This is a genomic window from Proteus hauseri ATCC 700826 (genome assembly GCF_001654965.1).
Classification (GTDB): Bacteria; Pseudomonadota; Gammaproteobacteria; order Enterobacterales; family Enterobacteriaceae; genus Proteus; species Proteus hauseri.
In genome coordinates this window covers 26,627-49,105 of the sequence record NZ_LXEV01000005.1, presented here as the reverse complement: position 1 = coordinate 49,105, position 22,479 = coordinate 26,627, and the positions used below count along the sequence as shown (strand labels likewise).

General features: G+C 35.8%; 16 protein-coding genes. 7 read left to right on the top strand and 9 right to left on the bottom strand.

What is annotated here, in order from left to right:
- The 6 genes from M997_RS01590 to M997_RS01565 all read left to right on the top strand — a co-directional run.
- Positions 1 to 310 (top strand): formate dehydrogenase N subunit beta transmembrane domain-containing protein (locus M997_RS01590; protein ID WP_282955900.1); only part of this gene is annotated, 310 nt, incomplete at its 5' end.
- On the top strand, positions 307 to 966 hold the full coding sequence (gene fdoI, locus M997_RS01585) for a formate dehydrogenase cytochrome b556 subunit (RefSeq protein ID WP_064718379.1): 660 nt from the start codon (positions 307 to 309) through the stop codon (positions 964 to 966). The genes M997_RS01590 and fdoI, both read left to right, overlap by 4 nt.
- 235 nt (positions 967 to 1,201) lie before the next feature.
- Positions 1,202 to 2,122, top strand: coding sequence for a formate dehydrogenase accessory protein FdhE (fdhE, locus tag M997_RS01580; protein ID WP_064718378.1), 921 nt, complete (start codon positions 1,202 to 1,204; stop codon positions 2,120 to 2,122).
- A 15-nt stretch (positions 2,123 to 2,137) separates the two neighbouring features.
- Positions 2,138 to 3,529, top strand: a complete 1,392-nt coding sequence (gene selA / locus M997_RS01575) for an L-seryl-tRNA(Sec) selenium transferase (RefSeq protein WP_064718377.1) — start codon at positions 2,138 to 2,140, stop codon at positions 3,527 to 3,529.
- The gene (gene selB / locus M997_RS01570) at positions 3,526 to 5,388 is read left to right on the top strand and encodes a selenocysteine-specific translation elongation factor (RefSeq protein WP_064718376.1); all 1,863 of its coding nucleotides are present in this window, start codon (positions 3,526 to 3,528) and stop codon (positions 5,386 to 5,388) included. The genes selA and selB overlap by 4 nt, the downstream gene beginning before the upstream one ends.
- A 114-nt stretch (positions 5,389 to 5,502) precedes the next feature.
- On the top strand, positions 5,503 to 7,149 hold the full coding sequence (locus M997_RS01565) for an LTA synthase family protein (protein ID WP_064718375.1): 1,647 nt from the start codon (positions 5,503 to 5,505) through the stop codon (positions 7,147 to 7,149).
- Positions 7,150 to 7,292: 143 nt separating this feature from the next.
- Here M997_RS01565 and M997_RS01560 read toward each other — a convergent pair whose 3' ends face one another.
- The 9 genes from M997_RS01560 to M997_RS01520 form a co-directional block, all read right to left on the bottom strand.
- Positions 7,293 to 7,721, bottom strand: coding sequence for a TOBE domain-containing protein (locus M997_RS01560; protein ID WP_064718374.1), 429 nt, complete (start codon positions 7,719 to 7,721; stop codon positions 7,293 to 7,295).
- A 355-nt stretch (positions 7,722 to 8,076) separates the two neighbouring features.
- Entirely contained in the window at positions 8,077 to 9,093 is a 1,017-nt protein-coding gene (locus tag M997_RS01555) for a family 8 glycosyl hydrolase (RefSeq protein ID WP_064718373.1), read from the bottom strand.
- 73 nt (positions 9,094 to 9,166) lie between these two features.
- Complete coding sequence (galU, locus tag M997_RS01550) at positions 9,167 to 10,123, bottom strand: UTP--glucose-1-phosphate uridylyltransferase GalU (RefSeq protein ID WP_064718372.1); 957 nt, start codon at positions 10,121 to 10,123, stop codon at positions 9,167 to 9,169.
- A 172-nt stretch (positions 10,124 to 10,295) separates the two neighbouring features.
- Complete coding sequence (locus M997_RS01545; RefSeq protein ID WP_064718371.1) at positions 10,296 to 11,201, bottom strand: sensor domain-containing diguanylate cyclase; 906 nt, start codon at positions 11,199 to 11,201, stop codon at positions 10,296 to 10,298.
- Positions 11,202 to 11,240: 39 nt separating this feature from the next.
- The gene (bcsD, locus tag M997_RS01540) at positions 11,241 to 11,711 is read right to left on the bottom strand and encodes a cellulose biosynthesis protein BcsD (RefSeq protein WP_064718370.1); all 471 of its coding nucleotides are present in this window, start codon (positions 11,709 to 11,711) and stop codon (positions 11,241 to 11,243) included.
- A gap of 15 nt (positions 11,712 to 11,726) precedes the next feature.
- The gene (locus M997_RS01535) at positions 11,727 to 15,422 is read right to left on the bottom strand and encodes a cellulose biosynthesis protein BcsC (protein WP_064718369.1); all 3,696 of its coding nucleotides are present in this window, start codon (positions 15,420 to 15,422) and stop codon (positions 11,727 to 11,729) included.
- A 12-nt stretch (positions 15,423 to 15,434) separates the two neighbouring features.
- Positions 15,435 to 17,795 (bottom strand): cellulose biosynthesis cyclic di-GMP-binding regulatory protein BcsB, encoded by a 2,361-nt coding sequence (bcsB, locus tag M997_RS01530; RefSeq protein ID WP_064718368.1) that lies wholly within the window; start codon positions 17,793 to 17,795, stop codon positions 15,435 to 15,437.
- Between the two features lie 2 nt (positions 17,796 to 17,797).
- On the bottom strand, positions 17,798 to 19,918 hold the full coding sequence (gene bcsA, locus M997_RS01525) for a UDP-forming cellulose synthase catalytic subunit (RefSeq protein ID WP_064718367.1): 2,121 nt from the start codon (positions 19,916 to 19,918) through the stop codon (positions 17,798 to 17,800).
- 157 nt (positions 19,919 to 20,075) lie between these two features.
- Positions 20,076 to 20,489 carry a hypothetical protein gene (locus M997_RS01520; protein WP_064718366.1) on the bottom strand — a complete coding sequence of 138 codons (414 nt, stop codon included), beginning with the start codon at positions 20,487 to 20,489 and terminating at the stop codon, positions 20,076 to 20,078.
- Positions 20,490 to 21,835: 1,346 nt separating this feature from the next.
- On the opposite strand from M997_RS01520, the gene ybiA reads away from it, so the two are divergent.
- Positions 21,836 to 22,384, top strand: coding sequence for a riboflavin biosynthesis intermediates N-glycosidase (gene ybiA, locus M997_RS01515; protein WP_064718365.1), 549 nt, complete (start codon positions 21,836 to 21,838; stop codon positions 22,382 to 22,384).
- Positions 22,385 to 22,479 lie beyond the last annotated feature (95 nt).

Below are 22,479 nucleotides of genomic sequence, written 5' to 3'. Positions count from 1 at the left end.
TGCGGGTTTGTATGATCCACAAGGTGTAGGTGGTACACACGTAATGTACGTACTTCATCATGCTGATAAACCCAATCTATATCACGGTTTACCAGAAAATCCAGAAATTAGCTCAACGGTTAAATTCTGGAAAGGTATTTGGAAACCACTGGCTGCAGTTGGTTTTGCTGCCACTTTTGCAGGTGCAATCTTCCACTACTTAGGTGTCGGCCCTAACCGAACGACTGAAGAAAATGAAGAAGAAGCGCTTAAAGAGATGGAAGCATCTTCTAAAACACAGGACTCTGTGAATAAAGAGGAGCAAAAATGATGAAGAAGAAAAGCGATAAAATTCTTCGCCATACCGCATCAGAGCGTATTAACCACTGGTTAGTGGCGATAGTTTTCGTATTCACTGCAATCAGCGGATTGGGTTTCTTCTTCCCATCACTGAACTGGTTTATGAATATTTTAGGAACGCCAGAATTATCGCGTTTACTCCACCCATTTGTGGGTAGCGTGATGGCATTCCTCTTTATCTTTATGTTTTTCAGATACTTGAAGCACAACTTTATTGATAAAGACGATTTAGTGTGGGCTAAAAATATTCACAAAGTACTGCAAAATGAAGAAGCGGGTGATATTGGTCACTACAACCTTGGTCAGAAAGGAATTTACTGGACATTAAGTATCAGTCTTATTCTGCTGACAGTAAGTGGTGTTATCATTTGGCGTCCTTATTTTGCTGATTATTTCTCTATTCCAGTTATTCGTATTGCATTGCTAGTGCATTCACTCTCAGCAATCTTACTGATTATTACTGTTATTGTTCATGCTTATGCCGCGTTTTGGGTTAAAGGCTCGATTCGTAGCATGGTTGAAGGCTGGGTTACACGCGGTTGGGCTAAAAAGCACCATCCACGCTGGTACCGTGAAGTACTAGAAGAAGAGAAAAAAGAAGAAGAGAACAAGCAGTCACAGAAATAAGGCACCAATACTCATTTCTGAACAAACGGAGGCTGAAGTATGCCTCCGTTTTTTTATTTTATTCTCGTGTTTTTTCATTTTTTTTCGGCGTTAATAATTAATCGTGAAAAAAAACAATAACATGATCTCATCATTACCTACTGTAATGGCTTCAAGTAAGTTTTTGATTTATCCTGATGCCAACAAAAGTAAGTAATAAACTATAAAATTAATGATTATAGGAAGATAGAACGTTATGAGTATTCGCATCGTTCCTAAAGAGCAATTAGGCAAAGAGCAATCAGAGAAAAGTATTAGTTTTATTCCACCAGTACTGTTTCCTAATCTAAAAAATCTCTATCAACGCCGTGCTGAACGTTTTCAAACACTCGCAAAAGATAACCCATTCGCGGATTACCTCGAATTTGCAGCTGAGGTTGCTAACGCGCAAGAAAAAGCGCTACATGATAATCCTCTAGAGCTCGACTTAGCACCACTGTTAACGCAGCAAGCCAATAAAGCACCTTTGGATAGAAAAACATTTCAGCGCACTAAACACTGGCATAAATTACTAACATCTATCATTGCTGAACTTATCACTGTAGTGCCTGAAAATGCGAAAGTTGCATTAGAGAATCTGTCAAAAGCCTCTGAAAATGAGCTTGAAGAGATGGCAACGGCATTACTCAACGATGAATACTCAAAAGTTTCAGCAGATAAATCTGTTTTTATCTGGGCTGCTTTATCTCTTTATTGGGCACAGCTTGCGGCCAATATTCCGGGTAAAGCGAAAACAGAATACGGCGAAAACCGTCAATTCTGCCCAGTTTGTAACAGTATGCCTGTTGCTAGCATGGTACAAATCGGCACAACCCAAGGTTTACGCTATTTACACTGTAATTTATGTGAAACCGAGTGGCATGTTGTGCGCATAAAATGCACCAACTGTGAACTCACAGGTCAACTAAACTACTGGTCGCTCGATAGTGAAAAAGCGGCGGTGAAAGCAGAAAGCTGTGGTGATTGCGGCAGTTATCTGAAGATTTTATATCAAGAAAAAGATGCTAATGTTGATGCGGTAGCTGATGATCTGGCATCAATTATTCTTGATGCAAAAATGGAAGAAGAGGGCTTTGCCCGCAGTAGTATTAACCCATTATTATTTCCGAATGAATAATTATTAGGTAATAGCATGACAAATGATACGCGCTCACTCTACAGCCAACTGCCGTCTATCGATAAATTACTGCATCAAGTCGATATTCAAGCGCTCATCGCTTCTTATGGGCAAACATTTATTGCAGAGCACTTACGAAAATTACAAGAAGAAGCGCGTATCATTATTCGCCAAGAAGGTAGCCTTCCGCAGTGGCATAGCCATTGGGCTGATGAATTACAAAACCGTATTTCTCAACAACGAAAATCATCGATTAAACCAGTGTTTAATTTAACAGGCACTGTACTACACACGAATTTGGGTCGTGCATTAATGGCAGAATCCGCCATTGAAGCTGTAAGCCAAGTTATGCGCTCAGCTGCCACGTTAGAATATTCACTTGATGGCGCTTCGCGGGGTCATCGAGATCGCGCTGTTGCTGATTTGCTTTGTGAATTAACAGGTGCGGAAGATGCTTGTATCGTTAATAACAATGCAGCAGCTGTTTTACTGATGTTAGCAACCGTTGCCCCAAATAAAGAAGTAGTGGTTTCTAGGGGAGAACTCGTTGAAATTGGCGGTGCTTTTCGTATTCCTGATGTAATGACACAAGCTGGTTGTACTTTAAAAGAAGTGGGCACAACCAACCGCACACACTTAAAAGATTACCGCAACGCGATTAATGAAAATACGGGATTACTGATGAAGGTACACACCAGTAATTACTGTATTCAAGGATTTACTGCCGAAGTTCATGGCGAAGAACTCGCGGCACTTGGTAAAGAGATGGATCTACCTACTGCTATCGATTTAGGTAGTGGCTCTATGACCGATTTATCACGCTTAGGTTTACCCGCTGAACCTATGCCGCAAGACTATTTGCAACAAGGCATTGATCTAGTGACTTTTTCGGGTGATAAATTATTAGGTGGTCCACAAGCGGGGATCATTTTAGGTAAAAAAACGTGGATTGAGGCTATTCAGCGTCATCCTCTTAAACGTGCATTGCGGGTTGATAAAATGACATTAGCGGCATTAGATGCCACTTTACGCCTGTATCAACAGCCAGAAAAAATGGCTATTGAAATTCCGACATTACGTTTGTTGACTCGGACACAAACAGAAATTAATGATATGGCGCAACGGTTATTGCCTCATTTTCAGGCATATTATGGGGAATATTACCATATCAACATCTCCTCATGCGCTTCACAGATAGGTAGTGGTTCATTACCTATTGAAAGCTTACCGAGTGTAGCACTGACATTTGAAGCCAAAGAAGGAAAAGGCAGCCAATTAGAAACATTAGCTGCGCAGTGGCGTCATCTAGAAAAGCCCATTATTGGCCGTATTACAGAGGGTCGCTTGTGGCTTGATCTACGCTGTCTTGAGGATGAAAATGCATTAATACAGGCACTTTTACTATGATTTTTGCTACAGCAGGTCACGTAGACCACGGAAAAACCACATTAATACAAGCTATTACTGGCGTAGATACGACTCACTTACCTGAAGAAAAAAAACGTGGCATGACAATAGATTTAGGTTATGCCTATTGGCCTCAACCTGATGGTACATCTATTGGTTTTGTTGACGTTCCTGGGCATGAGAAATTTCTCTCTAATATGCTTGCGGGTGTTGGTGGTATTTCTCACGCTTTACTTATTGTGGCTTGTGACGATGGTGTTATGGCACAAACCATCGAACATGTTTCTATTCTTCGCCTTGCTGGTTGTCCTCAAGTTACCGTTATTCTTACAAAAGTAGATCGCGTCTCAACACAACGTATTGACGAAGTTCGCCAACAAATTAGTGATTTTTTAGCAAATTTAGGTTGGCATGATGTTTCTATGTTTATGACGTCAGCACCCACTGGCGAAGGAATTGCTGAATTACGCGATTACTTAGTTACCTTGCACCAACAAGAGCAACAACACCCTCAATGGCATAAACGTTTTCGATTAGCGATAGACCGTGTCTTTAGTATTAAAGGGGCGGGATTGGTGGTTACAGGCACCGCACTTGCTGGACAAATCTCCATTGGTGAAACTTTCTGGTTAACTGGTGCGGATAAACCCGTCAGAATAAGAGCTCTTCACGCTCAAAATCAGCCTGTAGAAAGTGCGGGAGCAGGTCATCGTATTGCCATCAATATCACAGGAGATATTAGTAAAGATAATGTCTCTCGTGGTGATTGGTTACTATCACAAGAACCTAATTATCAGGCTCACAAAGTATTAGTGAGTTTAATAACAGATGAACCATTAAAACATTGGCAATCTGTTCATATTCACCACGGAACACGCCATATTACGGGGCGGGTTTCGCTGCTTAATGACGCAAGTGATACGCCACAATTAGCTGAGCTTATTCTCGATACACCACTTTGGTTGGTGGATAACGACCGCCTTATTCTTCGAGATATTGGTGCACAACGCACTTTAGCGGCTGCAAAAGTTTTACATTTACACTCTCCACGCAGAGGGAAACGCCAAGATGAATTTTTAACCTGGCTATATGCGCTTGATAATGCAGCTGATGAGCGTGAATATTTACAATTATGTTTACCCAAAGGTGAGTTATTACTCAGTCAATTTTCTTGGGCTCAACAATTAACAGATACGGCACTTAATCAACTTTTATCTACTGTAGATATAGTGTCAGCGGCAGGCGTTATTCTTTCTCAACACAATGCGCAAAATGCTAAACAAAAACTATTAAATACCCTTGAAGAATATCACCAACAACATAATGATCAGATGGGTGTAGGTCGTTCACGATTAAAACGCATGGCATTGCCAACTTATCACGATGAAATCGTCTACAGCTTAATTGAGCAATTGTTAAACGCAGGAGCCATCAATCAAAGTCGTGGCTGGCTTCATTTGCCATCACATGGTTTAGCTTTTTCAGCAGAACAAGATGCGTTGTGGCAAATAGCTAAAGTTTACTTTGAGCAATCAGAGCCTTGGTGGGTACGTGATCTTGCTGATAAAATGAAAAATGATGAAAAAATTGTGCGTTCTTTATTACGCAAAGCCGCACAGTTAGGATTAATAATTCCTATTATCGCAGATCGTTACTATACTCATAAATCCATAGAACAATTTGCATCCATCATCATCAAATATAATGAAACCAATGGTAGTGTGACAGCGGCAGATTTTCGTGATGAATTATCTGTTGGGCGCAAATTAGCAGTACAAATTTTAGAGTATTTTGATCGCACTGGATTTACCCGTCGTAAAAAAGACCTCCATATTCTACGGGATAAAGGATTATTCTAATTACTGGTTTTATCCTCTTTGGCTGAATACCCTATTCAGCCAATTTAAGGTAATCCCCTGCGATATTTGTAATAATCTCATCATAATAACTTGTTACTATGCTCGGAAAGAGATATGAAAAAACTATCAGGGTACACATACCTTGCACTAATTCTTATTGCTTCTCTATTTATTGTCTTTGAGAAAGCTAATCTCATTTATACTGCTTTACTTTCTGTTAGTGCTTATTTCATCCTATTCGCCATCTTTTTTATATTATCAGCTCGTTACTTATTTGCCGCAGTAACAACAGGCACACTGTTTATTATCATTAAGTTTATTAGCCAACTTAAGGTGCATTATTATAAAGAACCCTTAATGTTCTCTGATATTAACCTAGCCCTTGATAGCTCGAATCTGGGTACCTTAGGCCATTATTGGGAAGCGGGTGTTGCGTTAATAGTAATGCTAATTTGGTTACTGATTAATATGTTGGTTTCTTGGCGCTTCTCTAAAAAATCTAATTTAAAATTACGTATTAGTGCAATCTTACTAATAGTTATTGGATTAATATCAGCACATTTCACGGTGGAAAAATGGCAAACAACATGGGAAGGAACATTACCTGGCGGTAAAGGAACAGTAACTAATTTAATCATGTCTGGTTATCAAACAACCTATTCTCCACCTTATTACAGTGAAAAGGCAGATTACTTTCTTGAGAAAGCAGCCAATATCAACCTGCCAGAAACACAAACAGCAATAAAACCAGATATTGTTGTCTTGCTACAAGAATCCACCGTAAATCCAGCTATTTATCAATTCAATAAAGATGTGGCTTTACCCGATCTGTTTATGTTTAAAAAAGATGAGGGTGTTAGTGCACAAAGCCCATTACGTGTACAAACCTTTGGCGGCGGCACTTGGCTTTCTGAATTTTCTGTATTAACAGGATTAAATACAGATGACTTTGGTTCACGTAAAAACTCCGTTTTCTATTTTGTTGTAGATAACTTAAATGAAAGTCTATTTCGCCAACTAAAATCTGAAGGTTACTACACTGTATTGCTGACACCATTTAATCGTAGCGCTTATCACGCTGGATATGCTTACGGAGAAATGGGAATTGATGAAATTATTCAACCTCAAGAACTAGGATATCCCGGAAGTTTAGAAGAGAATTTATGGACTATCTCCACAAAAGATATGTTGGGTTATCTTAAAGAGGTATTAAAAACACACACAGATAAACCACTATTTGTGTTCTCATTAACCATGTATGAACATGGCCCTTATAATGAATCTCATAGTGATGATTATCAAATCACAGGCCAAACAGAAAGTAGTAACGCGCCGGGTAAATTTAGCCACTATATGGAAAAAATTATTAATAGTGATCCTGCTATAGAAGATTTTTCTCACTTTGTTGCTCAACGAGAAAGACCAACGTTATTTCTCTATTTTGGTGATCATCAACCTAATATTGAGTTAAAAAACTATCAATCTCAATTTTCAGATCCTGCACATATTACTCAATTCACATTACGCGATAATCTAACCCAAGGTGCTACTTTATCGACAGGTGAATTAACAGATATCAGTTTCCTTGGTGGAATGTTACTTGAGCGTGCGCGTTTACCTTTATCACCTTTCTATAAAGCAAACATCCAAATGCGCCATTTATGTGAAGGTAAATTAAATGACTGTGAAGATGAAAAACTGATTAATAGTTATAAAAACTATATTTACCAACAACTCAAGGTTGCAGGTGAAAAAGATTAATAGGTTCCTACACCTTTATTTAAAAAGGTGATCGAGGCTATAAATCTTAAATGATTCACATTAAACCAAATAAAAAGAGAGGCTAATCATTAGCCTCTCTTTTTTCATCTGGTATATTTTTACTCAATAAAACCTAAAACATTTTATTTTCGAGTCGCTACAATCACACTAGATGCTTTAACTAATGCTAATACATCGCTGCCTTTGGCTAATTTCATCTCTTGTAGACTTTCATTAGTAATGACTGCTGTTAATTCTAATCCTTTAGCAGTTTCTAAATGAATAGTTGAATTAACAGCACCTTGTGTAATTTGAGTAACTTTACCCGCAAATTGATTACGAGCTGAGAAATTTAAACCACAATCAGGCAGGGCAAGTACAACCCAAGGGGCTTTAATTATCGCAATAGCTTCACCTTCTTTTTTTATTTTTAAGCTATCACAGCTTTCTTTAGTGATAATTGTTGCTAGTTTTTCACCATGAGCTAACGATAAAATCACTTCGCTATTTACCGCACCTTCAATGATATCAACAACTTTACCCACTAACTGATTACGTGCTGAAACTTTCATTTATCCACCTTGATTATTGATGAAGAGTAACTTTAAAGTTTATTTCTAAAATTTAAAGTTACTTTAGCATAGATAATATTAAATAAAGTATTCGTGGATCATGATTTTTAATAAAAAGATACTTAATAAAACATAACGTTATAAAAAAAAGAGACAGCGAGACATATATTTTGATAAAAAAAACAATACTAATCTTATTTTTTATTATATTTATTCTTTAACTCATTAATAATTTTTGTTTCAGCTATCTATCTTTTATTTATAAAAAATAGATAGCTGAAATAACCTTATTATTAAATACATTTCAAGTCATCTATTAATTAACCTATTGATATAAATATATTTATTGTCCATTCTACGCAAATGCAGCCAATAAATGCAGTGCAGAAGAGTAATAATCTGTATCTTTACTTAAATCGACATCTTCAATTACTGTTTTCATAGTTAAATCACGTACAGCTTGCATACCCGGGGTTAGGTTATATTCAGCTTTTTCTTTGCCATCAATACTTACCCATGCAGGTGTAGTATATCGATCAAACTGCTGCCAATATTGTATAAAAGGCTGTAACGCTAATTCATCGTGTGCCCATGCTAAATAAATAGGGATACGAATAGCATCAAAACTAAAACGAGCAGGCCATTTTTCGCTGGGCATTATTTTTCCATCGGCTTGCAAACTAACCCAATCCGTTGGTAATTGATAATCACCAAACTGCATATTTCTTAATAAAGATTGGCCATCATTAATTAATTTTTTCCAGCGAAGATCATCGCTATGGCGATAAAAATCCTTCCAAGCAGGAAAAATAAAATACGAAGGATTTATTGTAATTTCTTCTGGTGTTTTAAATCCATTAATACCCGGAAGTAACATCGTATAATTTTGTGCATTAATTAATGTATGTTCTAAAATAGCATGTTGAATAGAATCTGATGCCGAAAGATAACTTTCATCATTCCATTTCTCACCCGCTTTTAATAATGCCCAAGCAATTAGAATATCACCATCTGTTGCATTATTAGGATCAGGTGTATGTTCGCTATTTTCAGGCTCATAGCGCCATTTAAATAAACCTAAATCACCTCGATAAAGTGATGTTCTCGTCCAATGCCATAATTTAGTAAAAGTTTCACGATCATTACTCATTACCGCCATCAGCATGCCGTAACCTTGACCTTCTGAATGAGAGATATTTTGGTTAGCACTGTCGATAACACGCCCATCATCCGTAATATAACGCGCTTTAAACTGTTGCCATCCTGCCGCGGTTTCGACTGCTTGTGATATTGGGGAAACAACAAACAACACCCCAAAAACCAAAAAGGAAAAGAATAAATAATTTAAACGAGATAAGTGCCTAATGGACATGGTTTCCAGCTCCTGCTATTGCCGACCGTATATTAATTTCGGTCGGCATATTGCATGTTATTACAAGATAAAATTAAAAAATTGCGACTACATTTTTTTCGCTACTGATATCTTCAGTATCTTCTATCGCTTGTGGTAACAGCGTTTTTTGGCAAAAGTCCTGCATCCAAGCAGTAAACTCTTCTTTTAATGCTGAGTTGTGTAATCCATATTCTACAAATGCTTTCATATAACCTAATTTATTACCACAGTCGTGAGATTTACCCACTAAGGTATAAGCTTCAGCGACTTCTTTTTTCAATAATAATTCAATAGCATCAGTTAACTGAATTTCACCGCCGACACCTGCTGGTAAGCCATCTAATAGCTCCCAAATTGCCGCAGAAAAGACATAACGACCAACAACAGAAAGATTAGAAGGTGCATCTTCAGGATTTGGTTTTTCAACAATACGACGCATTGGAGCCCAATTTCCTTGTGGACAAAAAACACCTTTACAGTCCACAACACCATATTGCTGTACTTGGCTCATAGGTACAGGTTCAACCATAATTTGGCTACGTTCTATTTTCTCAAAACGTTTTATCATTGCCGATAAGTTGTCATGTTTAGGATCACAATAATGTGGATCCAACAAAACATCAGGCAGTAAAACAATAAAAGGATTGTCACCAATAATAGGGTGAGCGCAGCAAATAGCATGGCCTAAGCCTAATGCATGACCTTGACGAACTTGTATAATCTTAACGTTCTCAGGACAAATAGAGCGAACCTCTTCTAATAATTTATTTTTAATACGCTGTTCTAGCATATTTTCTAATTCAAAACTGGTATCAAAATGATCCGCAATTGAATTTTTAGAAGAATGAGTCACCAAAATAATTTCTTCTACACCCGCTTGAGCACACTCATCTACGATATATTGAATTAATGGACGATCAACAATAGGGAGCATCTCTTTTGGGATTGATTTTGTTGCAGGTAACATACGAGTACCTAATCCAGCAACGGGGATAACTGCTTTCATCATAATATAATCCTCAAATAGATATTTTATAAACTTAATAGATCTGTATTTTTAAATGACATTATAAAAATTCAGTAATAAAACGGTGACGTAATTTTAAATATACTTATCCCTCTCTAAATAGAGATAAAAAATCCACCACATAAATTATAAATAGAAATTAATTTAGATTAACTTAAAAACCAGAATAGAACCCATATTTACCCCCACCTTTTTCTTTAATGGAATACAATGTTTTATCCGCAGATTTTAATAATTCAGAAAGTGTTTTTCCATCTTTTGGATATTCAGCGATACCTAAGCTAATTGATGGTGTTAGTATTTTATCTGAATTAATTTTTATTGGTTTATCTATTGAATTCCATAGTGATTCTATTATTTCTAATAGAACAATAGAACACGAGCGCAATCCAGATGGAAAAAGAATAGCAAATTCATCGCCACCTAATCGGCCACAATAAACTTCTTTTGATTCTAATTTTAATAATCTATTTGATATTTCACACAGTACTTTATCACCTGCATGATGGCCAAATTTATCATTAATTAATTTAAAATTATCACAATCAATAATACCGAGACAAAAAGAAGATGGATTTTTAATATTTAACCGCTCATTTTCAATTTTTTCGACAATACATAATCGGTTAGATATTCCTGTTAACGAATCAATATAACTTTTACTAAATAACTCTTCTCTCAATTCTACCTTATCAGTAATATCCAAACTAATAAACACATAATGAGAAATTATATTATCCGTATCAAAAACAGGAATAATACTAATATCTTCCCATTTATCTTTTTGCTGATTACTATTATTGCTTGCTTCTAATCTAAACACACCTTTCGTTTTATTTTTCTTACAGTTATTTATTTTATTTTTATCAATTAAATAAAATAAATTATATTTTTTATCTTTGATATTTTCGAAACAAACATTATTAAAATGACAATATTTTTCATTGGCATAAACAATATTACCTGCTGCATCTGTCACTATCATCATAAAAACATCATTGGTAAATTGCTTCATCAATAAGCATTTAGAATTATCATCATTAAATATTATTTCATTCATTTTTAACCTCCAATGCTTATTAATAAAGCATACGTTCTATTACTCAGCAGATATTTGATGCGCATAACGGAAAATAAACACATCTTTTGCATCTGTAGATTGGCGATGAACTTGCATTTTTTCATTACCGCCTTGGTGCGATAACCAGCCTTCATATAATCCTTCTAATACGCTTGCACTTGCTGCTCGCCACTGTGGATCATCTTTACTTTGTGTAAAATGAGGCCATGCACAATGCACTAATAACAGTTCACTCATTGCGGGTGAAATAGTGACAAATCCCCATTTAAATAACGTTAATACACGATTAATATGAGATTCAAGCAATTGAATATTTTCACTTTCAGGTAAAGGATAACGTAATGCCATTTCCTTACCGATAGTTTTTAATTTATTTTCTGCGGTTGAAATATCGTTATCATTTAGCACTTGGAAAAATAATAACTGAGTTAAATCTTGCCAGCCGCTTTCAAAAGGTAATTGTAAAATATCACTATCATGCTTATTCATTATTTATCTCCTCTATTATTTAGATAGAAAATCTGGTGTATATTTTAGGTGTAACCACATATTATCTTCGGCATAATCACCTGAAGTATCATGTGAAATACTGATACCTAATTCAGATTCTTTAGTGAGATAATATTTTGCATCTAAACCTAATCGATAGGTTATATTTGTTTCATCTTGTTCTTCATAATGCGATTTAATACGAGGATCTGAAGCGTTATGTTGATTTAAATTATCTTGCATATAAGAGTGTGTAGGAAAATAGTCGCTACCTTTTTGTTTATAACTTTGTACACCAACAGCACCATTTAATGAGACCTCCCCCTTATCAAAACGACGCGTATAAGCAACAGGTAATGAAACTGATACATAATCTTGTGGACTGAAATATCCACCATGACCTAATGAGAAATAGTTTTGGTTATTGCTAAAGTTCATATAATCAACATGAACACCTGCTTTTAACTCTTGCTGATCGTCTTGATAAAATTTTGCATATGAACCGATCCAAGCTTTGACTTCCTCGTTACTTGAAACACTTTTACCGTTATAACTGTAAAAACCACCACCAGCATAAGCACCAACTTTACCATCATCCCACGCATATTGAGCACTTGCGCCATTACGTGTTACGCGACCCCAGCTTTCTCCTGTTAATGGATCAGTACGTCCCATATAAGAAAGTAAACTGTCTTTAATCGCTCTGCGTTCAGCGGTTAATGTTAACTGTCCATTTTGACCAATTTTAGGTGAATAAGTAACACCCCCAACAACCGTAGCTGAGTCTTGATTGATTGGTGTTGAACCTACATCAAAGCTGACATCATCTTGTGATAAGCGTAAACCTAATTCAACACCTGATGCACGTTGGCTTCCTGCTTCATCCGCATTAATTTTGGCTTTTTCATTATTGTTATCACTATTTTTCGCAAAGCGCTCAGCATGTTGTAATTGGCCCGAGCCAAAGCGGTTTGCTCGTTCTCCAGAAACAGCGCCACTGGTCATAGAAACGGGGGTAACATTAAATTCCCAACGGAACTCTTCACCTGGAACACTAGAGATACTGATTGGCGCAGCTATTTCGGTAACATTGGATAATCCTTTATCACCATTACGATGACGAACAGCAACCCCCCCTTGAACCCAAGGTGAAACTTTTTCTTCTAATTCATGAATAGAACGTTGAACAGAAGCCATCTCTTTACGTTCATAAATGGAATTCGCGATAACACTATTATCACCATGAATATCGCTAAGCTGCCCTGCCGAAGTTTTAATGACACCTGTATTTGAGGTTCCTCCCGCTGTATTTTGCCATTGTGCACTACGCAACAATGTAAGGGCTTTGCGGTTTTCACCGTTTAATTGTGCAATTTGAGCTGCTTGCAACAAATAAGCAGGTTGTGAAGATGCAGGAAGTTGTTGCAATAACTGTTGTGCTTTTCGGCCATCTTTTTGTGCTAGTGCAACTTCTATTTGAGCCTGAATAAGTTTGCTGTCTTTGCCTTGCTCTTTTTCTAAATAAGAGAGAATTTTATTAGATTGATCCGGCATTGATTGTGATAAATAAACGCGACTTAATGCCATTAATAAATCAGGATCATCCGGCGAGGTATTTAATGCGCCAACTAACGTATCGTAAGCGGCTTTAATTTCACCTTTTTCACGCAAATTATCAGCTTGTGCAATTTTAGTGTTCACTTCTAAACGTTTTTTATCAGCAATAGATGTTTCTTGCTGTAATGCAGGATCATTAATCAAGCTAGTTGCTTGTGCATAATGGCCTAACTCGTTGAAAACATTAATGTGACCCGCGTAGTTACCAACAGAACCTTTTGTTCCTTTGGCAATATCATTTTCAATAAGTTGTAACGCTTCATCATTTAAGCCGCTGTTAACCAACTTTTCTGCCAATTCTCCAACATCATTTGGATAATCAGCAACCTGATTAATCAATGGACGCAATGTATTACGTACCGCAACAATATTACCTGATTGACGATAATGTTCTGCTTGCGTCAATTGACGATAAAAACGAGCACGTTGTAGTAACTCTTTTTCAGCTTCAGTTTGTTGATTATGACTATTTAGCAAATTAAAAACTTTATCCCACTGTTTTTGTTCAGCATAAAATAGTGATGCAACATAATCGGTATCGCTATTTTTGCGATTTTCTAACTGTGAAATAATATTTTTTGCACCAGCACTATCACCATCAGCAGCCATTAAACGCGCTAAATCCAAATACACCCAATTATTTTGCGGGCTTTTGCGTTGAGCCTGAACAAGTAATTGTCTAGCTTGAACACGATGACCATTTTCTAATGCTTTTTGTGCTTCACGACGTAGTTTTTCTGAAGGATCAGTATTCGCCGTTAATTTTTGACGTAAAGAAGCTGATTGCTGAGTAACTAACTGCTCTGCTTTACTATTTTGGCCTTCTTGTACCAATAAATAATAGTAAGCTGAAACTACTTTTTCATTACGACTATTTTGTTGATATAAACCCGCAAGCAATTGATGAGCCGCAGGCAAGTTTCCTTGTTTACGCAATAAATCGGCTTGTAATAAGTTAGCTGATAATCCTTTCTCACCGCTTGCTCCAGTGAGAGGCGATAACTTATCTAAAGCCTGTTGGATTTGTCCTTGTTTGGCATGTTGTTGTGCATCACGCAACTGAGCGTAAAAACCCGCATCATCAGCTTGTTGTTTCCATTTGCTGCCTTGATCACCACCAGAAAGTGCCGCTTGATTCAATAAACGCTGCCCTGTTGCTAAGTCGCCAGAGCGTAAAGCGGTATAACCTAATCCAGCCAGAGCTTGTGCATCTTTATTGTCAGCAGATAAAGCCTGTTTGAAATAATTTTCGGCATCTTTCAATTTACCTTTATTTAATGCTTCATAACCTGCTTGACGAGCATTACCTTGAATTGCACTTTGGAAATGCTCTGCAATTGCAGTATCTTTAGGGTTTACTTGTAAATACGCTTTATATAATCCTTCATCATCAGGACGAACATTAAGCCATAATAATGCTTGGCGAAGCCCTTTATTGGCAGATTCATCACCTGAGATCTTACTTAAAACAGCAATCCCTTCACGGCGAGTCTCTTCGTTATAAGTTAATGTTAGTCCTAATGCTTTCTGCGTTTCTTTATTATCTGGCATTAATGCAGCACGTTGTTTTAATCCAGCAATAGCTTGTGGCAACATTGCAGGAATACCCGCCATCGTTTGATAATATTCAAGAGCCACTGTTTCAGGGGGTTCATTACTCACAAATAAACGCTGATAGGCTTTTATCGCTTCTTCATGTTGCCCTTTTTTAGCTAACTCTCTGGCATAACCTAATTGCTGATCATTAAATTTTGATGATCGGATGTTTTTTAATCCCTCAATACGCGGATCTTGAGGCGCTATTTGTACAAGCTTTTCACGCCAATAAGTCGCTTGCTTTTCATTACCTTGTTGTGCAGTAAAGAAAGCCATTAAATAGAGCGCATCCTGATTATTACTTTCCATAATCAGTACTTTTTGCAACGCCTCTACTGCACGTTCATCGTGTGCTTTACCATGCCAATAGTTAGCTTGTTCAATTAAAGAACTAACAATATTAGGATCTGTTGCTGTTGCTTGTACTTGGCTTGTTACACCAAGAATACAACTCGCATAAATCACTTTTACTATTATATTCAGCGCATGATTTTTCATTATTAGTCCCCCCTATTTATCTGAATGATGCTGTGATATTTGAGCTAAACGACGCGCAGAACGACGTTGTAACCAGCAATAGGTCACCATTCCCGTCAATGCACAAAAACCGACAGCTAAAAGTCCTAACAAGTACACATGTCGAGAGCTGTACCAAAGAAATTGCTGTAATAGAGGTAAATCGCCCTGAGAAAAGTGTTCACCTAAATGAAAACTTCTAACGGTATCTTTTCCACTTATTAGTGTGATATCGCCTTTAATCGCCGCATTAATATCAGCTAAATTTAAATCGCCAATAATCGTTTTTATTGATGTATTACCCTTTGCCGTAACTAACACAACAACACGATCTTTAGCCCAAGGAGAGACAAAACTCACCATACCTCGCCAATCATTAAGTGAAGACAAATAATTGGCAGCATCACCACCTTGTGATAAGACATCACCAGCAAGCCAGCCTTTGGCTTTATCGATAATAGATTGCGACTTGATTTCGATATTTTTATTCACAAATGAAAATGCCTGTTGAGAAAAACGAGCAGGCAAAAATCCATCACTATTTAATGAACCAATAGCTAACACATCATGTTGAGTTAAATTACTTTTTTCTAACGCTTTCGCACCTAAAAAAACAGAGGCATATGAAATAGGTGTTCCTGTGGAATAACCTGATCTCGCCATTAAATTCACTAAAGTATAAAGCTCTTCAACTGTTGGATTTTCTGGTAATAACAATGTGGTTTGTGAAAAATCAGCACGGCGGCTAAATGGAAATGAAGCACCTGAAAAATAAGCTAAATTAGGCATTCTTGAGTAGTGCCAAGTATTTTTAAATTGCAGTGTTGATTGCGGTTCAATACGACTAATCAAATTACTGCCATCAGCTAAAATACAAGGAGAATCGTCAGGCTCACGCAAATCAAAATAGAACTGTAATTGATTTTGGCTATAAATCTGATGAGGACTTAAATAAAGAGTGCTACTTTGCTGTTCACTCTCTATGCCTAACCACTGTCTTAGCATACCTAAAGGCTCTGAACGAGCAGGATATAAAGAACCAATAAATTGGTTATTTAAAGATACAATTAATGATGAATTACGATTATTAAGTTTATCGGAATGAGGAAATACATATTTTAGTTCTAACGGTAATGCATCGCCATCCCACCAAAATAGATCGGGTGATACACGAAACGAGAACTGATTAGGCGCATGATTGATACCTTGGCGGGTAAAATCATCACTACCATTGGCTATTTGCCCTAACGTAACGGGTTTATCTGTATTTAACCAACGTGGTGCATCGTAATCTTTGCGAGTAACGAGATTTTGTGTAGGGACATCTAAATGATCCTTTTGCGGTAATTTACCGCTATTTAAAGCCCAAACAGCTTGGCGTAATGATTTTTCATCATCACCACTAATAAGTAATAATTTAAAAACAGGATCGACAGGGTTATCAACAATGGTGAGTTGCCCATTATTACCCGATGGCAATGTAATACCAGCAATAGTTTGCCCAGCATAACCAATTAATATGCCATCACTTTCCGGTAATTGATTCATAAGAACAGGTAAATCAAACTGTCTAATATCATGGCTTAAACTACCAAACCATGATGCGGCAATTGCTGCTGTTGTCACTTCTGCGTGATCTGGTTTATCTGACAATATTATTGGTAACGAGGTCGCTGTCATTCTGTCGGGATCAAAGAACGGTAGGGGCAATCGCTCTAAACTATACCCGCCATTAATCCAACGACCCCGGTAATCTAATGATGATTCAGGGGAAATAGTCAGGCTTAATCCATCAGCTAACGGTGGCGTACATTGGTTTTCGTCAAGTGCATCACGATTGGCCAAACGAAAACTAAGGTTATTCACATTAGTAAGCATCATTTCAGGAATTTCCAGAATATATTCATGTTCTTTATCACCTTCTTCTAAAGGCAGAAATCCCATAGGTTGACCATTTAACATTAAGTGTAACGTCTGATCAGATTCCACTAATCCTTGTGATACTTTTACTTTCATCGTTAATGTGGCGTTATCAATAAATAAATCATTTGCCATATTAAAAGTGACACCTGAAAGTAAACGTCTACCAGATAACACTATCGGCGATGGGCTCCCCATTTGCGATAATGTAAGTTGCTCTTCAATATTGCGCGCTTCAGAAAGCGATAAATTATCAAGTTGTCCATCAAGCTGATTAGCTTCATTTTTTTGTTGAGATGGTGAGTGGGAATATGATGTTGGGTCAGGCAATGCTTCACCATTTAGTTCAAACATACCTGTCGCGGCTTGAGATAAATTAATGCTAGCAATAGCCATTGCTGTCAGGCTTAGCATCAAAGTCAGTTTCTTTTTCATTCTTAGTCATCTCCGTGAATTGATTGAACAGAGAGCGATGACTTAGCATTAGAGCGCACAGCCGGTGCTTTTATTTTCTGGCGACGACCAAAGAACAATTCAAAAATACAACGCGTAATACCACCAAGCTCTCTTACTGGGCTATCTTTGTAATCTGCTTGATTAATCCATGCATCAGCGCGACCAAATATAATACGGACTAATTTACGGCGTAGATTTAAATCAATAGGTAGAAATTCGAGCCGTAATTGATTATTTTCCAAACTAACTTGATCGACAGGCAGAGTAACGATATCTCGTTGAACACTTAAGGTAATGGAAGTGACATTATGTTGACGAACTTCAGCCATTTTATTTATCGCAATGCATACCCCCCCCATTGAAATATCTTCTGTTGTCGTTGTTAATTCAGTACCGTCATCAAAATGTAATGTAATAGGTAAATTTGCTTTAATACGAGTGTGTTTGCGGATTTGACGCATCTCTTTACCTACAGCTATTGATGCTAAAATAATAAATAAGCTGTAAGTTGCCCAAACAAGGTTTAAAACAATAACGAGCGGATCGATACCTTGAAAATCATTTAATAAATAACGAACAACTACCCATGAAATACCTGCAATAAGAAAAAGTGCAGTGATAATCAAAGGACGTACAGTTAGATAATCCATAAAACTTTTATCAAGCAGATCACCTTTATCCGTTACATTAAACTTACCAAGTTTTGGTGAAATTAAGCTTAATAATGTAGGTAATACCAAACTAAATGCCATAACCGTTTCATATACTTCTCCCCAGAAAGAATAACGATATTTACCAATATTTTTGGAATTCACATATACCGACATAATTAAATGAGGCAATGCGTACGCAAAAATCATACTTGCTGAAGAGGCAATAATATTGAGGTTAAATAACATAAACAGTAAGGGGGCAGTTAAGAATATAATCCGAGGTAAACCATACTGAAAATGCATCATCGCATTGAGATAACATAAGCGCTGAGGAAAAGTTAGCCCTCGACCTAACATAGGATTATCAACCCTAAATATTTGAGTCATCCCTCTAGCCCAACGAATACGTTGGTTAACATGTAAGGCTAAACGTTCTGTTGCCAAACCCGCAGCCAAAGGAATATCAATAAATGCGGAATTCCATCCTAAGCGTTGTAGTTTTAACGCTGTATGTGCATCTTCTGTCACTGTTTCAACAGCAATACCATCGATTTCATCAAGAGCACTACGTCGCATAACGGCACAAGAGCCACAGAAAAACGTTGCATTCCAGTTGTCATTTCCACGTTGAACTGGACCATAAAATAGAGCACCTTCATGGGGAGCATCTTTCGCAGCACTTAAGTTGCGTTCAAAAGGATCTGATGAATAAAAATAGTGTGGCGTTTGAATCAGCGCAAGTTTAGGGTCTTGCAAAAAGCTTCCTACTGTCGCTTGTAAAAAGACGCGTGTTGCTATGTGATCGCAATCAAATACACAGATTAATTCACCATCCGTCAATGCCATAGCATGATTCAAATTACCTGCTTTTGCGTGATCATGAACTTCACGTTCAATATAAGTGACACCCACATCACTCGCGAATTGTTTAAATTCTTCACGACTACCATCATCCAATAAATAAACCTTCATTTTATCTTGTGGATAATCGATAGCTTGAGCCGCTAAAACAGTATCACGAACAACATCAAGACTTTCGTTATATGTTGGAATATAAATATCTACTGTTGGCCATTGAGAAATATCTTTTGGTAGTGGTGCAATTTTTCTATTTAATGGCCACGATGTTTGGAAATAACCCAGAACTAAAATCATCCAAGAGTAAATTTCTGCCATAAATAAACCACTACCTAAAATAGCTTCAATAGTAGTATTAAAATTAAGAGTGTTTGTTGCTCGCCAATAGAGATAACGCGTAGACATTAGCAACGATAAAAAAACCATTGTTAATAATCGCTTTTTGGATTTTTTAAAACCAATAACAAGCAGCAACAATATATTTATTATACCAAAGATATATTGTTGTTCAGCACTCATCGGCATAACAATTAATGAAAACATTGTTATTAACAGAAAGGCTGTAATTAGCATTTTTAATATTTTATTCATAAAACCCATACCTTTGTCATCGCCATATATCTTTTTTTTAAGACAAAGGTTCCTTATCAGGAAAATAAATCCCGAAAGAATTAATTAGGTCTTAAAAAAATAACAATAGCTATAAATTGACACCAGTCAATATTATTTATAAAAATAACTAGCTTATTTAAACAGATGCAATAAATGACAATATATCTTTTAATGATATTTTTTCATTTGCATGATTCTTATCTGTTTTTTCGTTATCAAATATTTGATTATCAGATAAAGTGGTAGATTGTCTCTTAATAAAATCGTTTTTTTCTGCTTTGGTTGTTGCTAATGCATTCTGGTGATAAGAAGGGATAGACTTAGTAACAGGCTGTTTTGGTATGTTTTTCACCACAGATGATGTTTCTGAAAACGTTTTATTAGTTAAAGAACGGCTAACTAAATTATTATTTTTTTTATTATCTTCTTTAATTATATTGTTTGATTCTTTTTTATTCACAACTTCTTGTGTAATAGAGGAAGAAAAATCTTGAAAAGAAAATTCATCTTCCTGAAATTTATCTTTTAGGTTGCTTATATCATCATACATAGTGTGGCCCCTTTAATAACTATACACTTAACCTTGTTCAATTATTAGATGCTCTTTAAAAAGAGATAACCATTAGAGATAACTTTCATTACAATAAAAATGGATATTTATAAATTCATATTAGAACTCTCATCTATTAATGGATATTAACTATGTAAGGTAATTTCATTTTATAAATATTTTTCATTTAATAAAAAATAATCACTAACGTTTTACGAGTAATGTTTATTTAATTTGAATTGTATAATTATTTTAATGTAAAGCACAACCTCAAAAAAATCTAAAAAATAAGATTTAACACACTCTCATTTATAAATTTATGTATTTCTACTTACCGCAAAGTTAGGGATAACAATCCCTAAAAAAGCACCTATTTAACGTAAAAAAAAACTTTCATGCCTTTTTAATAACAAAGCTAAATTAATAACATTTTATATAAATACTACAAATATAAAATTCTAAAATAATTACTTTATAATATTATTTCTTCTAAAAAGAAAATATTTGGTAGAGATCAATTTAAAAAAAGTGACTTATTTCTATTCAATTCTTAATATAAAACTAGAGTAAAAAAATAGAGAAGATTAATTATCTATATTGATCATCATCAAATGAGCGTTACCTTTTACCTAAAAAAAGGGTACTTATTGTTTTTTATCATAAGATAGCCTTATGATTTTATCATCAAAAAAATCAATACATCATATTTGGTTAAGTTTTAGAAAAAATCACCTATAAAATAAGACAAAAATAGATAATCAATCTACGATACCAAACATCCCACACTTATAGTAAATATCGCTAATAGATACCAGTTTTTTAGAATAATTAACTAAGAAAATATTTTACTCTTTAAATAGTATTGTTAATTTAACTTAACAAAATAACAATCGTGATAGAGTTCAAATTGCGAATGTAATAGTGAAAAAACACAATAAAAAAACTTAACTGCATAATAAATATATAATTACCCATGTTTGTTAGTTATAAATACCAATAACAAATATAAATACCAATATTGATAAATTTTTATATTAAAAACACTTACCTTAATACGTTTTTATACTAGGGTGGTTAAATCTATTTTTGACAATCGTTTTTGGAACCAATGTTAACGATAACAGTATATAGACTTCTTTTTTTAAGAACATTCTTAGCATTTTCAGTTGTATTTTCTTTATTAATAAGCGAAAAAATATCATTTTATGATATTTTTTTAGATACATTTTCTTACTAGCGGAATCGCTTCACCTCCTCACATAAATGAAAAAATGCACTCAATCCTTCTTTACTTCTATGCTATCTTTATTAAATCCAATGAAATTCCTGCTATAAATAGAAAAAATATGGATTTACAACAATTACAAAAAAATTTCCGAGCGAATAAGAAAATTAAATTTATCTTCTTTTGGGGGCATAAAACCAAGAATGATGAAGTGAACAAAAGCTGCTTTAGCCAGTGGTATCCAGCACCTTTTATATTAGATGATGTACGTTACTCATCTGCTGAACACTATATGATGGCTGAAAAAGCGAGAATTTTTAATGATATGGAAATTAGAGCGCGCATTATTGCCACCTCAAATCCAGGTACAGCGAAAGCATTAGGTAGAGAAGTTAAAGGATTTGACCAATCTATTTGGGAACAACAACGCATAGAGATTGTTATCCGCGCTAATGAAGCTAAATTTTCGCAAAATAAAAATCTAAGCCAATTTCTTATTTCAACAGGCACTCGAGTTCTGGTTGAAGCAAGCCCCGTAGATAAAATATGGGGAATAGGTTTAAGTGAACAAGATAAAGAAGCTAATAACCCACTGCTTTGGCGTGGTTTGAACTTATTAGGCTTTGCATTAATGAAAGTACGTAGTAGGTTAATTGAAAAGAACACTTAATAGATAAAAAAATCTCAACTGTTATAAGCCACTATTTTTATTCACATCCATAAGCGGTAAAAATAGGTAGAAGTTATTTAGCGCTATAACGATAA